The sequence below is a fragment of the Kluyvera sichuanensis genome, assembly GCF_040930405.1.
GTDB lineage: Bacteria > Pseudomonadota > Gammaproteobacteria > Enterobacterales > Enterobacteriaceae > Kluyvera > Kluyvera sichuanensis.
In genome coordinates this window covers 210,579-224,190 of record NZ_CP162271.1, presented here as the reverse complement: position 1 = coordinate 224,190, position 13,612 = coordinate 210,579, and the positions used below count along the sequence as shown (strand labels likewise).

Here is a 13,612-nt window from a genome sequence, read left to right as displayed (position 1 = left end):
GGTTAGGGTGAGGGAGTTACTCCACGCCTTTGCTGCGCAGGTAATCTTCGTAGTTGCCGCTGAAGTCCACCACGCGCTCTGGGGTAATTTCAATCACGCGGGTCGCCAGCGAGCTCACGAACTCACGGTCGTGGGAAACGAAGATCAGGGTGCCCTGATACATTTCCAGCGCCATGTTCAGTGATTCGATAGATTCCATATCCAGGTGGTTGGTTGGTTCATCCATCACCAGAATGTTTGGTTTCTGCATCATCAGCTTACCAAACAGCATACGGCCCTTCTCACCACCGGACAGTACTTTCGCCGGCTTCTTGATATCGTCCTGGCTGAACAGCAGACGGCCAAGGAAACCACGAACCACCTGCTCGTCGTCGCCTTCCTGTTTCCACTGGCTCATCCAGTCAAACACGGAGAGATCGTTATCGAAATCTTCGGCGTGATCCTGCGCGTAATAGCCAATGCTGGCGTTCTCGGACCATTTCACGGTACCGCTATCCGGTGCCAGTTCGCCAACCAGGGTTTTCAGCATGGTGGATTTACCGACGCCGTTGGCACCGATAATGGCGATCTTCTCGCCCACTTCCATCATCAGGTTGAAGTTTTTAAACAGCGGGCCGTTATCAAAACCTTTAGTCAGCGCTTCGACTTCCAGCGCGTTACGGAACAGTTTCTTCTCCTGTTCGAAACGGATGAACGGGTTCTGACGGCTGGAGGCCTTCACTTCGTCGAGCTTGATTTTGTCAATCTGACGGGCACGAGAGGTCGCCTGACGAGATTTAGAGGCGTTGGCGCTAAAGCGGCTAACGAACGACTGCAGGTCAGCAATCTGCGCTTTTTTCTTGGCGTTATCGGCCAGCAGACGTTCACGCGCCTGGGTCGCTGCGGTCATGTACTCGTCGTAGTTACCGGCGTATACGCGCAGTTCGCCGTAGTCGAGGTCAGCCATGTGGGTGCAGACCATGTTCAGGAAGTGACGGTCGTGCGAAATGATGATCATGGTGCTGTCGCGTTCGTTCAGCGTCTGCTCCAGCCAGCGGATGGTGTCGATGTCCAGGTTGTTCGTTGGTTCATCGAGCAGCAGGATGTCTGGGTTAGAGAACAGCGCCTGCGCCAGCAGCACACGCAGTTTCCAGCCCGGAGCCACTTCGCTCATCAGGCCGTAGTGCTGCTCCAGCGGAATGCCCACGCCCAGCAGCAGTTCGCCTGCGCGTGATTCCGCAGAGTAACCGTCCATTTCGCCGTAGAGCACTTCGAGGTCGGCCACTTTGTAGCCGTCTTCTTCGCTCATTTCCGCCAGACCATAGATGCGGTCGCGCTCTTGTTTCACTTCCCACAGCTCGCCGTGACCCATGATCACGGTATCGAGTACGGAGTACTCTTCGAAGGCGAACTGATCCTGACGCAGCTTACCGATGCGCTCGTTCGGATCGAGGGAAACGTTGCCCAGCGTCGGTTCTAAGTCGCCGCCGAGGATTTTCATAAAGGTAGATTTGCCGCTCCCGTTTGCGCCAATCAGGCCGTAACGGTTGCCGCCGCCAAATTTGACGGAGATATTTTCGAACAGCGGCTTACTGCCGAACTGCATGGTAACGTTGCTGGTAACTAACACGGGAGTATCCTGAAGAATGTGACAAACCGCCTATTCTGCCACAATTCCGAATAAAAAGCGCCCGCCTTCGCCAGTGACTAAACTGTAACTCAAGTGAAAAAAATGTGATTTCGTACACATCCGAATTCCCTGCGGGGAGGAATGCACATATAATGCGCTCCTACCAACAGTCTGAATTCTCAAACAACCGCTGTAATGGCACTGATACCTCGCACAACATGAACATGAAATTAACTACGCTTTTCGCTGCGGCGCTTGCTGTCGTAGGCTTCTGTAATTCGGCATCGGCGGTAACCTACCCGCTGCCAACCGATGGAAGCCGCATTGTCGGTCAGAATCAGGTAATCACCATTCCTGAAGACAATAAGCAACCGCTGGAATACTTCGCGGCCCAGTACCAGATGGGTCTGTCTAACATGCTGGAAGCTAACCCTGGCGTGGATACCTACCTGCCGAAAGGCGGTAGCGTGCTGAACATTCCTCAGCAGCTGATCCTGCCGGACACCGTGCATGAAGGTATCGTCATTAACAGTGCAGAAATGCGTCTGTACTACTATCCGAAGGGCACCAACACCGTGATCGTGCTGCCAATCGGTATCGGCCAGCTGGGCAAAGATACGCCTATCAACTGGACCACCAAGGTAGAACGTAAGAAAGCGGGCCCAACCTGGACCCCAACGGCGAAAATGCACGCTGAATATGCCGCAGCCGGTAACCCGCTGCCAGCCGTCGTTCCTGCTGGCCCGGATAACCCGATGGGTCTGTACGCGCTGTATATCGGCCGTCTGTACGCTATCCACGGTACCAACGCCAACTTCGGTATTGGCCTGCGCGTAAGCCACGGCTGCGTACGTCTGCGTAACGAAGACATCAAGTTCCTGTTCCAGAACGTGCCGGTCGGTACTCGCGTGCAGTTCATTGATGAGCCTGTAAAAGTGACCACCGAACCAGACGGCAGCCGCTTTATGGAAGTTCACAACCCACTGTCTACCACCGAAGCCCAGTTTGAAGGCGGCGAAACCGTTCCGGTTGTGCTGACCAAAGCCGTGCAGAGCGTGACCAGCCAGGCTGACGTTGACCAGAGCATCGTTGACCAGGCGGTTAAAAACCGTTCCGGTATGCCAGTTCGTCTGAACTAATTGCCTGACGACATAAAAATGGCGGGTTAATTACCCGCCATTTTTTTATCCGTTATTCACTATCACTATGCCGCCATGATCGTAGCGATAGTGGCAGTGCGCGTACTCCAGCGGCGTGCCGTCATCCAGGTAAATAACCTGCTCCACCTCCAGCACCGGGTCGCCGGGCTCACAGCTTAGGTGCTGCTGATCGAGCGTGTCGGGTTTAATTGCCCGCACCACCCGATACGATCCCATCATCTTCAAGCCCAGATTTTCCTGCACATAGCGAAACACCGAACTTTCAAGATGCGCTTTACTTAGCCCTGGCACCAGCGACACCGGCATCACGGTCATATCCAGCGACAGCGGCTCGCCGTTGAGCAGACGCAGACGGACAAAGTCATAGACCGGCGCATCGGCGTTAACCAGCAGCGAAGCCTGCTCTTTTTCCGTAGGAAAACGCAGTTCAAAGCGAATGACCTGGCTTTCCACGGTGCCAAGATGCTCCCAGGTTTCGGTGGCCCCGGAGTAGTCGGCGCCGGGAACGTCCCACTGTGAAAGCTGCAGGAAATTCTTACGCACAAACGTGCCCTGGCCCTGACGGGTATACACCAGCCCTTCGACGATCAGCTGGCGCATAGCCTGCTGAATGGTCATCCGGCTGGTACCGAACTCCGCCGCCAGTGCAAACTGGTCGGGCAATGGTTCAGAGGCGGAATACTGCCGACTGATAATCCGTTTTTTAATTTCCCGCGCTATCGCGATGTATTTCGCCGCCATGGCCCACTCCTGTTATTACATCTCTTCACCATTGCTATGAATCGCTTTTTTCAGCCATTCATAGCTTTTCTTCGGCACACGCTTCAGGTCTTTTAAATCGTGGTTTTCACGGTTGACGTAGACCACGCCGTAACGTTTACGCATATCTCCCTGCGAGCTCAGAATATCAATCAGCCCCCAGCCAAGATAGCCAATGACCTGCGCGCCATCTTCAAACATCGCCGCTTTCATGGCGTTGATATGGTCACGATGATAGGCAATACGATAGTCATCTTCGATGATATGTTCGCCGTCCCAGGATTCGATCACCCCAATGCCGTTCTCAATCGGGAATACCGGCAGACGCCAGTCATTGTAATAGCGCGTAATAATACTGCGAAAACCGAGCGGGTCTATCTGCCAGTTCCACTCCGTCGCTTTCAGGTGCGGGTTCGGCGTGTCGCCAAACAGCATATAATTGTTCACCGCCGTGCCTTCCGGAACAGCGTCGCTGTTGAGGGTGCGGCTGGCGTAGTAGCTGAAGGCCATGTAATCGTTTTTCATGGTCGCCAGCACCGCCAGGTCTTCCTCGCGATAGATGTCATCAAAGCCGGACTGCTTAACGAAGTGCATCACTTCCGGGCTGTAGCCCTCGCCCGCAAAGGCACGCAGCAGGTTCTGGTTGAAGAACTCATCCAGTTGTTGGGCGCAGAACACATCTCGCGGCTTACAGGTGGCCGGATAAACCTGAGCGTGCGCCAGCATGCCGCCCATCAGCTTGCCCGGTTTGGTCTCATGCAAGTAATTGGTGAGATGCGCGTGGGCCATCATCACGTGGTGCTGGATTTCATAAAGCTCGCGCAGGGTTTTGTCGCCGCGCATATAGCCGGAGATCAGGAACGTTTCCGGCATATGGTAGAGATTCTGCTCGTTAAAGGTCAGCCACCAGGTCACCTTATCACCGAAGCAGTCGATCACTTTTTTGCCGTAGCGGATAAACGCGTCCATCACGCGACGGTCGGTAAAGCCGTTGTATTTTTCTGCCATCGCCAGCGGCATATCGAAGTGGTACAGGCAGATCATCGGCTCAATGCCGCGTTCAATCAGGGCATCGATAAAACGATCGTAAAAGGCAAGGCCCTCTTCGTTGAACTCGCCGTCGCCGGTTGGGCACACGCGGCTCCAGGCAATCTGGAAGCGGTAGCAGTTCATGCCCAGGTCTTTCATTAAATCGAAATCTTCTTCATAGCGATGATAAGAATCCGTCGCCACCTTCCAGTCAGAGGCGAACTCTTTCGGTTCGCGAATATCGTATACCGACATCCCCTTGCCGCCTTCATTCCAGGCGCCCTCGGTTTGCATGCTGGAAACAGAGTTGCCCCAAAGGAAGTTGGCGGGCAGTGATGGTTTCATGGTTCGGCCCCTATATGACTAGTCATTTAAATTTCATGACTAGTCATATAACGCAAAGATGAAAAAGCGCGCAACCCTGGAGATCGTTTTTTGTGAGTCGGAGAGGTTTTTTCCCGGCGGCGCTTCAAATGTAGCCCGGCCCGCCGGGGAAAGATCAGCGAAGGATCAACAGCAGCCCGTACCCTACCGCCGCCGCCCACAGCAGCATCGGAATAGAGTACAGGTGGAAGCGCCACCAGATGCGTCGGTCCGCCGCCATGCGCAGGGCAATCAGGTTCGCCAGCGAGCCGGGCAGCAACCCGAAGCCACCGACGTTTACCGCCCACGCCAGCAGCAGCGACGGCGGCACGTAGTTGAGCAGCAGGATGGTTGATGGGACGTTACTGATAACCTGCGACAGCCCAATCGCCGTAAGCCAGAGCGGCGCATCAGACAACCCGCTCACCCCGCTCAACACCTGATGCAACGCGGGAAGCTGGGTCAGCAGGTGTACGTCGATAAACATCGCCATAAACACCAGCAGCAGCGTCCAGTCCACACCGAACACGACGCGTCGCGCCAGAATCAAAAATCCGACGGCCACAATCGCCAGGCCCCACAGTTCCTGCTTCATTTCGAGTGCGGTCAGAAAGACGAGGTAGAACGCCAGGCAGCTCCACACCAGCCGCGGTTGCCAGCTCGGTGTGACGTCACTGCTCTGAAACTGCAGCCTTTTCGCTGGGAAGCAAAACCAACATAGCGCCAGCAGCGTAGCCATCATCGCCAGCGCTAGCGGCAGCATTTGCAGGGTAAACGCCGGGAACGACAGGCCAGAGCGCCCCCACAACAGGATGTTCTGCGGATTACCGATAGGCGTTAACAGCGACCCGGCGTTAACCGCCAGCGCTTCGAAAATAATCAGCCGATTAATCGGCAACGCACACCATTTTTTCAGCGTTAAGGTCAGCGGCACCACGATAAACAGCGCTACGTCGTTGGTGAGAAACGTTGAGAGCAGCGCTGCCGCCAGCACCATAAACAGCGCCAATTGCCGCTCGGTGGCGAAGCGACGCGCCATTTTGCGTCCGAGGACATCAAAATAACCGCTCTGCTCTACCCCTTTGGTCAGCAGCATCAGGCCGCTCAGGGTAATGATGGTGTGCCAATCAATGGCCGCAGGCCAGCGTGATGGCGTGAAGGGAACGAAAAAGCTCAGCAGTACGCCGACGATAATCAGCAGATGCAGAAAACGGTCGCGGGCGAGCGACCGTATAAAAGGGAGGTTCATTCCACGTATTGCCCGTGTTTCTGGGTAAACTGGCGGAACATGTCCAGCGTCTCTTCGCTGACATGGTGTTCAATGCCTTCCGCGTCGCGGCGGGCAGTATCGGCGCTGACGCCCAGCACCAGCAGGAAGTTCTCCACCACCTGATGACGCTCGCGGCTCTCCTGCGCCAGCTTCTCCCCTTCCGGCGTCAGGAATACACCACGCCATGGGATCTGTTCAATCAGCCCTACGCCAGCAAGACGTTTAAGCATTTTCGCCACCGTCGGCTGCGAGACGCCAAGACGGGCGGCCATATCCACCTGTCGCGCTTCCCCTACTTCGCGGATTAAATCAGAAATTAGCTCAACATAGTCATCAATCAGCTCCCGACGATGCGCTTCACGCACTTGACGGAACCCTTCGACGTGTTCTTCAACGTTAACCAGCTGCGTCGCTTTTTTTGTTGTTGGCGTACCTGCGCGGCGGCTCATAGCACTTCCTCATCTGTGTGACGCCTGAACGCGTCATATCAAGTGGGCCCATTGTAATGGATTGTGACCCGAGCACAAAAATTTAACGTTTTAGCCATAGCTATAAAATATAGCCTGTGCTATATCTGTATGTAATGCAAACGCCCATCACGGAATGACGGGCCAAATCGCAGGAGGAACCATGAACGAATTCAAGAGGTGTATTAGCGTGTTTAGTCATTCTCCTTTTAAAGTCCGGTTAATGTTGATCGGTATGCTGTGCGACCTGTTCAACAATAAACCGCAACAGGACACTCCGTCCCGCTAAGCGGCGAGCGCATCGCCGCTTCATCTTTCCGTCACAATTCGGTGGCAACCTACCCTATTTCGCCCAAAAACCCCGATTATTTTCTGGTTTTGCAATCCTCCTCCCAAAACAATTCGTTATCAGTAGTTGACCCAATAATAAGCACGCTTTATCTTTGCGCAGCCCTGTACTTTGCTTCCCCCTCTTCACGCATTGTCTGGCCAATAAAGACCCCTTGACGCCAGGGGATGCGCATGGCGTTTTTATAGTTGCTATCTATGAATCTAACCCTGAAAGAAACCCTCGCTGCACGTGGGCTTGCCCTGAGCCCGTGGACGGGATTTTATTTTTTACAATCGATCCTGATTAACCTGGCGCTGGGCTACCCCTTTAGCCTGCTCTATGCCGTCGCCTTTACCGGCGTCCTGCATTTGCTGTGGTGCACAGTGCCGAAAACGCAGAAGGTCATTCTGGGGGTTTATTCTCTGGTAGGGGCGCTCTATTTCCCCTTTAGCCAGGCCTATGGCGCACCGAACTTCAACACCCTGCTGGCGCTGCACTCCACCAACGTCGAAGAATCGACGGAAATTTTCACCATATTCCCGTGGTACAGCTACCTCGTTGGCCTGTTTATTTTTGCGCTCGGGGTGATTGCCGTTCGCCGTAAAGTCACCGACAAAAAGCGCTGGGGCATGATGGAAACGCTGTGCCTGGTATTCTGCATCGGCGTGTTCTTCGTCCAACCGATTCAAAACCAGATGACCGGCTGGGGCTTTAAACTGAGAGATACCGGCTACCCGGCCTTCCGTTTCGTCAAAGACATCATCGTGAACAACAACGAGGTGATTGACGAGCAGCGGCGCATGGCTGAGCTTTCCAATATGAAAGACACCTGGAACGTGCTCGCCGTGAAGCCGAAATATCACACCTACGTGGTGGTGATTGGCGAAAGCGCGCGCCGCGATGCGCTCGGCGCGTTTGGCGGCCATTGGGACAACACACCGTTTGCCAGTTCGGTGAACGGCAACCTGTTCACCAACTATATTGCCGCCAGCGGCTCAACGCAGAAATCGCTGGGGCTGACCCTGAACCGCGTGGTGGATGGTAAACCGCTGTACCAGGATAACTTCGTCACCCTCGCCAACCGTGCGGGCTTCCAGACCTGGTGGTTCTCCAACCAGGGGCAGATTGGCGAATACGATACGGCAATTGCCAGTATCGCCAAACGCGCGGATGAAGTGCACTTCCTGAAAAACGGTGATTTCGAAGCGGACAAAAATACTCGCGACGAAGCGCTGCTGAAAATGACCGAGCAGGTTCTGTCGACCGCCCGTAGCCAGCCGCAGCTGATTGTGCTGCACCTGATGGGTTCCCATCCGCAGGCCTGCGACCGCACCCAGGGCAAATATGCGCAGTTTGTGCAGTCGAAAGAGACCTCTTGCTACCTCTATACCATGACACAAACCGACAGCTTGCTCAGCCAACTGTACGATCAGCTGCGTCGCAATACGGATAGCTTCTCCATGGTCTATTTCTCCGACCATGGGCTGGCGTTTAAAGAGCGCGGTAAGGCGGTGCAGTATCTGGCGCATGATGATAAGTACCAGCAGAACTTCCAGGTGCCGTTTATGGTGCTGTCCAGCGATGACAAAAAGCACAACGTCATCAAGGCGCGCCGTTCTGCTAACGATTTCCTAAGCTTCTTCTCCCAGTGGACGGGGATCCAGACGCAAGAGATCGCGCCGAAGTACCGCTTCGTCTCTTCGCAGAAAGCTGGCAAGGTCTACATCACCAACTTCCAGTTACAAAAAGTGGACTACGACACGCTGAAAACCGATCTGTTTGATCCCAAAAGCTAATTCATTCCTTCCCTGCTCTTGCTATCCGCTCGCTGTGAAATCCTGCGGGCGGATAGCAAACCCGTCAGACTCTGCATTACTATACTGTTCTCAACTCCTCTCACCGCGAGCCTGATGATGATCGCACAACGTCTTACGCGCGACTGGCGTATTCCTACTGCCGGGCTGATGCTGCTGCTCTTCCTCGCTACCGCATTCAGCCTGCACACCCACTGGAACGCCTTTATTCAGTGGTGTCTGGCGACGCAAATCACCCTACACCGCTATCTGGTGATGTATTTGCTACAGCTCAATAATCACGAATACAGCGGTGGGTTATGGCTTTTAACCGGCGCGTTCTTCTATGGCGTGCTGCATGCGGTTGGGCCAGGACACGGCAAATTTATCGTCACGACCTATCTCAGCACCAACCGTGAGAGCCTGGTTGCCGCCCGCGTGGTGCCCTTTATCGGCAGCCTGATGCAGGGCATCAGCGCGATTCTGTTTGTCTTTATTCTGGCGGTGGGCTTTAACCTGGCCTCCGGCGATCTCAGCACCAGTCGCTGGTACGTTGAGAAAATCAGCGCGATCATGATTGGTGCGTTTGGGTTATTCGTTATCTATCAGGCGCTGAAAAGCCTGCGCCCGCGCAAAATGACCATCTCATCGCTCAAACCATTGCACCAGCACGATGAACAGTGCGGTTGCGGGCACCACGGCGTGGGGGCCTCGCTGACGCAAAGCGACTGGAAAACCCGTCTGGGGGTCATTCTGGCGATTGGCGCCCGGCCGTGCAGCGGCGCGATTATGATTCTGATGTTCGCCAATGCGCTCGGTATTGTCAGTTGGGGGATTGCGGCAGTGATGACAATGGCCTTTGGTACGGCGCTGTCTATTCTTGGGCTATCGCTTGCCGTACGCTATGCGCGCGAACGGACGGTCGCCTTTTTTGGCGGCGCGGCGGGACAGCGTTGGGTGATGCCGGCAATTAAAGTGGCCGGAGGCGTGATGCTGATTCTCTTTGCAACCGTGCTGTTTTTAACGGTCATTCCTATCAGCGCTAACGGGGATTACATCGCGGCAGGCTGCTAGCCTGCTGAAAAACGGACATAAAAAAAGGGGTCATCAAGACCCCTTTTTTACATCACCGAAGTGATTAGAAGCGGTAACCTGCACCCACGATCCAGGTACCTACGTCAACGCTACGAATGCGAGACTGCTCGTAGGATACGTCCAGAGCGACGTTCTCGATCGGGTTGAACTGCAGACCAGCACCGTAGGAGAAACCGTAGTCGCTGGTGCTGTTGGTTTCAGGGAAGTTGTTACCCTGCCATTTACCATAGCCCAGACCCACTACGCCGTAGACGCTAGCCCAGTCGTTGATGCGGTAAGCAGGACCAGCAGTGATGCCGTAGTACTGACCTTTGTTGTACTGGCCGTCCTGGGTGTCACTTTTTGCAGTGTAGGTGAAGGAGCTAATCACACCCAGTGGGCTGTTGTCTGCTTCGTAGCGGTATTTCAGGTTGAAACCGCCCGCTTTGTTAGCAACGCCCTGCATATCGCTCTGAGCGTAACCACCAGTAACGGTAGAAGTTGCAGCTACGGCAGTACCTGCGGAGATAGCCAGTACAGCGGCCAGTGCTGAAAGACATGCAATTTTTTTCATAACCACCTCAAATGTGCTTCTAATAAATCCTAAGTTTTAAATATATCAAAAATTGTTAAGAAACTCTTTCGGCCAAACGCTGTCTAAGGGCATCAATGATGTAACACTTTGTTTCCATCTATCGCTATCCCTTTCATTAACCACATATTTTTACCTTAAGTCTTATCTCTACGTCGGTAAAATCCAGGTTAATTTTTCCAGATTATTCCTGGTTTGACAGGCCAAAATGTCCTCGACTGAAGAAATTCTACCCCTTCCATGACACTTTTTTTTCAACAATCCCTCAACCGTAGCCGACTATTTCAATTACACTGCCGGTTTTACCTCTTTTGACAAAAGCTGACAGGAAGAAGATGCCCGGCACGCCCCGCAAGGTACCGTCATGGTTACCCATACTCGTTATTCTTATCTCAATGGTCTCTATCCAGAGCGGAGCTTCGCTGGCTAAATCATTGTTTCCTCTGATCGGTGCTCCTGGCGTTACCGCGTTACGTCTGGCGTTAGGCACCCTAATCCTCGTCGTGGTGTTTAAGCCCTGGCGGCTGCGCTTTGCCAAAGAACAGCGACTGCCGCTGATCTTTTATGGCCTTTCGCTTGGCGCCATGAACTACCTCTTCTATTTATCGTTGCAGCGTATTCCGCTGGGTATCGCGGTGGCGCTGGAGTTTACCGGCCCGCTGGCGGTGGCGCTTTTTTCCTCGCGTCGCCCGATCGACTTTATCTGGGTGATTCTGGCAGTCGCCGGTCTATGGTTCCTGCTGCCGCTGGGCCAGGATGTGGCGCACGTTGATTTAACCGGCGCACTGCTGGCGCTGGGTGCCGGTGCGGGCTGGGCGGTGTATATTCTGAGCGGACGACGTGCCGGTGAAGAGCATGGCCCGGCAACGGTGGCCATGGGCTCGCTGATTGCGGCCATCGTGTTTGTGCCGCTGGGAGCATTGCAGGCAACGGACGCGCTGTGGCATTGGTCGATACTACCGCTGGGGCTTGCCATTGCCGTGCTCTCCACAGCGCTACCCTACTCGCTGGAGATGATTGCCCTCACCCGTTTGCCGACGCGAACCTTCGGGACGTTGATGAGCATGGAACCGGCGCTGGCCGCTCTCTCCGGGATGGTTTTTCTCGGCGAGATGCTGACCTTCAATCAGACGCTGGCGATGGGTGCCATTATTATTGCGTCGATGGGTTCAACGCTAACCATGCGGCAGGAAAGTAAAATTAAAGAGGTCGATGTCAGTTAAGTTTTTTATATTATGCATAGTGCACGCCACTATGCATAATAACCCTATGCGATTGCATAATTTTTTATTTCATATCAATAAAACAGTCCTAAAAATATTACCATTCCGCAATAAAAATTATAACCACCTGTTTTAAATGAAGAATATTAAATCCATTGCCGTTACTATCAAACCTATAGGCAGAATCAGAAAATACCGTTCCGGTGACGGTGCTATACTTGTTTTCGTTAATTCATGAGGACGCAGATACACACGACTTTATAGGTGTATCAGATCAAGAGGATATATGATTATGAGTACTGCAAAACTGGTTAAAACGAAAAATGCCCATCTGCTCTATACGCGTAACGACGTTCCGGATAGCGAAAAACAGGCGACCGTTGCGTTACTCAATCGTCAGGTTCTGCAGTTTATCGATCTGTCATTGATTACCAAACAGGCACACTGGAACATGCGCGGCGCCAACTTTATCGCCGTTCATGAGATGCTCGACGGCTTCCGTACTGCGCTGACCGATCATCTGGACACCATGGCAGAACGTGCCGTGCAGCTCGGCGGTATTGCGCTCGGGACCACTCAGGTTATCAATGCCCAGACCCCGCTGAAAAGCTATCCGCTGGATATCACCAGCGTGCAGGACCACCTGAAAGCGTTGGCCGAACGCTACGCCATCGTGGCTAACGACGTGCGTAAAGCCATTAGCGAAGCAAAAGATGAAGACACCGCAGACATTTTCACCGCCGCGTCTCGCGATCTCGACAAATTCCTGTGGTTCATCGAAGCGAATATTGAATAACCTTAAGTAAAACCGATCTCCTTCCCGTCACCCGGCGGGAAGGCTTTCGCACCAAAAAAGTGCACAACAACGGTTATAAACCCCGCCAAAGTAAATCAATTGTAATAATCACCTCACACAATCGTTAATAAAAGATTGTTTTCTCCCCTACGTTTGCGCTAAAAATCACCATACTTAACAACATCCTTTTCACGCACTACTTTGGTGCCCCTTTATGGTGCATATGGACATTTATCCTGCCGAAATTGTGCAAAGCCAAAAGCATTATTTGTTGATAAACAATGAATTGTAATGTTGGCACGATTTTTTCATATACCGATTGTTCTCGCAGGGGATCGCCCCGTGGATATAAAAGGAAATGCTATGAAGTCTATGTTTAAAGTTTCACTGGCTGCACTCACCCTGGCTTTTGCAGTTTCTTCTCATGCTGCAGACAAGCAACTGGTTGTGGCAACGGACACGGCGTTCGTTCCGTTTGAATTCAAACAAGGCGACAAGTACGTCGGCTTTGATATCGATCTGTGGGCCGCGATTGCGAAAGAACTGAAGCTGGATTACACCCTGAAGCCAATGGACTTTAGCGGCATTATCCCCGCGCTGCAGACCAAAAATATCGACCTGGCGCTGGCAGGCATTACCATTACCGACGAACGTAAAAAAGCGGTCGACTTCTCCGATGGCTACTACAAAAGCGGCCTGCTGGTGATGGTGAAAGCCAACAACAACGACATTAAAAGCGTGAAAGATCTCGACGGCAAAGTGGTTGCCGTGAAGAGCGGTACCGGTTCTGTTGATTACGCGAAAGCCAACATCAAAACCAAAGACCTGCGTCAGTTCCCGAACATCGATAACGCGTACATGGAATTAGGCACCAACCGCGCTGACGCGGTGCTGCACGATACGCCAAACATTCTCTACTTCATCAAAACTGCCGGTAACGGTCAGTTCAAAGCGGTAGGCGAGTCTCTGGAAGCACAGCAGTACGGTATTGCGTTCTCTAAAGGCAACGACGAGCTGCGCACCAAAGTTAACGGCGCGCTGAAAACGCTGCGCGAGAACGGCACCTACAACGAAATCTACAAAAAATGGTTCGGTACTGAACCTAAATAAACCCACCTGACTGATCAGGTTCTGTAACGCCCGGTG

At 53.2% G+C, this 13,612-nt stretch carries 13 protein-coding genes; 7 read left to right on the top strand and 6 right to left on the bottom strand.

Features of this window, described 5'->3' with window-relative positions; all coding sequences use genetic code 11:
• Positions 1-16: 16 nt before the first annotated feature.
• Complete coding sequence (locus AB2B48_RS01095; RefSeq protein ID WP_185666678.1) at positions 17-1,609, bottom strand: ABC-F family ATPase; 1,593 nt, start codon at positions 1,607-1,609, stop codon at positions 17-19.
• Positions 1,610-1,827: 218 nt separating this feature from the next.
• On the opposite strand from AB2B48_RS01095, the gene ldtB reads away from it, so the two are divergent.
• The gene (gene ldtB / locus AB2B48_RS01090) at positions 1,828-2,748 is read left to right on the top strand and encodes a L,D-transpeptidase (RefSeq protein WP_220438663.1); all 921 of its coding nucleotides are present in this window, start codon (positions 1,828-1,830) and stop codon (positions 2,746-2,748) included.
• Positions 2,749-2,793: 45 nt separating this feature from the next.
• Here the strand turns inward: ldtB and AB2B48_RS01085 are convergent, their stop codons facing one another.
• From AB2B48_RS01085 to mntR, 4 genes are all read right to left on the bottom strand, one after another.
• Positions 2,794-3,510 (bottom strand): GntR family transcriptional regulator, encoded by a 717-nt coding sequence (locus AB2B48_RS01085; protein ID WP_185666679.1) that lies wholly within the window; start codon positions 3,508-3,510, stop codon positions 2,794-2,796.
• Between the two features lie 15 nt (positions 3,511-3,525).
• Positions 3,526-4,902 carry a glycoside hydrolase family 1 protein gene (locus AB2B48_RS01080; protein ID WP_185666680.1) on the bottom strand — a complete coding sequence of 459 codons (1,377 nt, stop codon included), beginning with the start codon at positions 4,900-4,902 and terminating at the stop codon, positions 3,526-3,528.
• A 154-nt stretch (positions 4,903-5,056) separates the two neighbouring features.
• Positions 5,057-6,169 (bottom strand): anion transporter, encoded by a 1,113-nt coding sequence (locus AB2B48_RS01075; protein ID WP_368300567.1) that lies wholly within the window; start codon positions 6,167-6,169, stop codon positions 5,057-5,059.
• A complete protein-coding gene (gene mntR, locus AB2B48_RS01070) occupies positions 6,166-6,639 on the bottom strand; it encodes a manganese-binding transcriptional regulator MntR (RefSeq protein ID WP_185666682.1) in 474 nt (157 codons plus the stop codon). The genes AB2B48_RS01075 and mntR overlap by 4 nt, the downstream gene beginning before the upstream one ends.
• Before the next feature lie 181 nt (positions 6,640-6,820).
• Here mntR and mntS point away from each other — a divergent pair, with 181 nt between their 5' ends.
• The 3 genes from mntS (at position 6,821) to AB2B48_RS01055 (ending at position 9,855) form a co-directional block, all read left to right on the top strand.
• Positions 6,821-6,946 (top strand): manganase accumulation protein MntS, encoded by a 126-nt coding sequence (mntS, locus tag AB2B48_RS01065; protein ID WP_185666683.1) that lies wholly within the window; start codon positions 6,821-6,823, stop codon positions 6,944-6,946.
• A gap of 257 nt (positions 6,947-7,203) precedes the next feature.
• Entirely contained in the window at positions 7,204-8,784 is a 1,581-nt protein-coding gene (locus AB2B48_RS01060) for a phosphoethanolamine transferase (RefSeq protein ID WP_185666684.1), read from the top strand.
• Positions 8,785-8,901: 117 nt separating this feature from the next.
• Entirely contained in the window at positions 8,902-9,855 is a 954-nt protein-coding gene (locus AB2B48_RS01055; protein ID WP_368301890.1) for a nickel/cobalt transporter, read from the top strand.
• Between the two features lie 64 nt (positions 9,856-9,919).
• Here AB2B48_RS01055 and ompX read toward each other — a convergent pair whose 3' ends face one another.
• Complete coding sequence (gene ompX / locus AB2B48_RS01050; protein WP_368300566.1) at positions 9,920-10,429, bottom strand: outer membrane protein OmpX; 510 nt, start codon at positions 10,427-10,429, stop codon at positions 9,920-9,922.
• Positions 10,430-10,782: 353 nt separating this feature from the next.
• Here ompX and rhtA point away from each other — a divergent pair, with 353 nt between their 5' ends.
• The 3 genes from rhtA (at position 10,783) to glnH (ending at position 13,576) form a co-directional block, all read left to right on the top strand.
• Positions 10,783-11,670, top strand: coding sequence for a threonine/homoserine exporter RhtA (rhtA, locus tag AB2B48_RS01045; protein WP_185666686.1), 888 nt, complete (start codon positions 10,783-10,785; stop codon positions 11,668-11,670).
• Between the two features lie 292 nt (positions 11,671-11,962).
• A complete protein-coding gene (dps, locus tag AB2B48_RS01040) occupies positions 11,963-12,466 on the top strand; it encodes a DNA starvation/stationary phase protection protein Dps (protein WP_123651747.1) in 504 nt (167 codons plus the stop codon).
• A 363-nt stretch (positions 12,467-12,829) separates the two neighbouring features.
• Complete coding sequence (glnH, locus tag AB2B48_RS01035) at positions 12,830-13,576, top strand: glutamine ABC transporter substrate-binding protein GlnH (protein ID WP_185666687.1); 747 nt, start codon at positions 12,830-12,832, stop codon at positions 13,574-13,576.
• Positions 13,577-13,612: the final 36 nt, after the last annotated feature.

Coding starts and splice junctions, on each gene's coding strand:
- mntR (WP_185666682.1), bottom strand. CDS start 6,639: ATGAGCCGCCGCGCAGGTACGCCAACAACAAAAAAAGCGACGCAGCTG.
- AB2B48_RS01080 (WP_185666680.1), bottom strand. CDS start 4,902: ATGAAACCATCACTGCCCGCCAACTTCCTTTGGGGCAACTCTGTTTCC.
- ldtB (WP_220438663.1), top strand. CDS start 1,828: ATGAACATGAAATTAACTACGCTTTTCGCTGCGGCGCTTGCTGTCGTA.
- AB2B48_RS01075 (WP_368300567.1), bottom strand. CDS start 6,169: ATGAACCTCCCTTTTATACGGTCGCTCGCCCGCGACCGTTTTCTGCAT.
- glnH (WP_185666687.1), top strand. CDS start 12,830: ATGAAGTCTATGTTTAAAGTTTCACTGGCTGCACTCACCCTGGCTTTT.
- AB2B48_RS01085 (WP_185666679.1), bottom strand. CDS start 3,510: ATGGCGGCGAAATACATCGCGATAGCGCGGGAAATTAAAAAACGGATT.
- dps (WP_123651747.1), top strand. CDS start 11,963: ATGAGTACTGCAAAACTGGTTAAAACGAAAAATGCCCATCTGCTCTAT.
- rhtA (WP_185666686.1), top strand. CDS start 10,783: ATGCCCGGCACGCCCCGCAAGGTACCGTCATGGTTACCCATACTCGTT.
- AB2B48_RS01060 (WP_185666684.1), top strand. CDS start 7,204: ATGAATCTAACCCTGAAAGAAACCCTCGCTGCACGTGGGCTTGCCCTG.
- mntS (WP_185666683.1), top strand. CDS start 6,821: ATGAACGAATTCAAGAGGTGTATTAGCGTGTTTAGTCATTCTCCTTTT.
- ompX (WP_368300566.1), bottom strand. CDS start 10,429: ATGAAAAAAATTGCATGTCTTTCAGCACTGGCCGCTGTACTGGCTATC.
- AB2B48_RS01055 (WP_368301890.1), top strand. CDS start 8,902: ATGATCGCACAACGTCTTACGCGCGACTGGCGTATTCCTACTGCCGGG.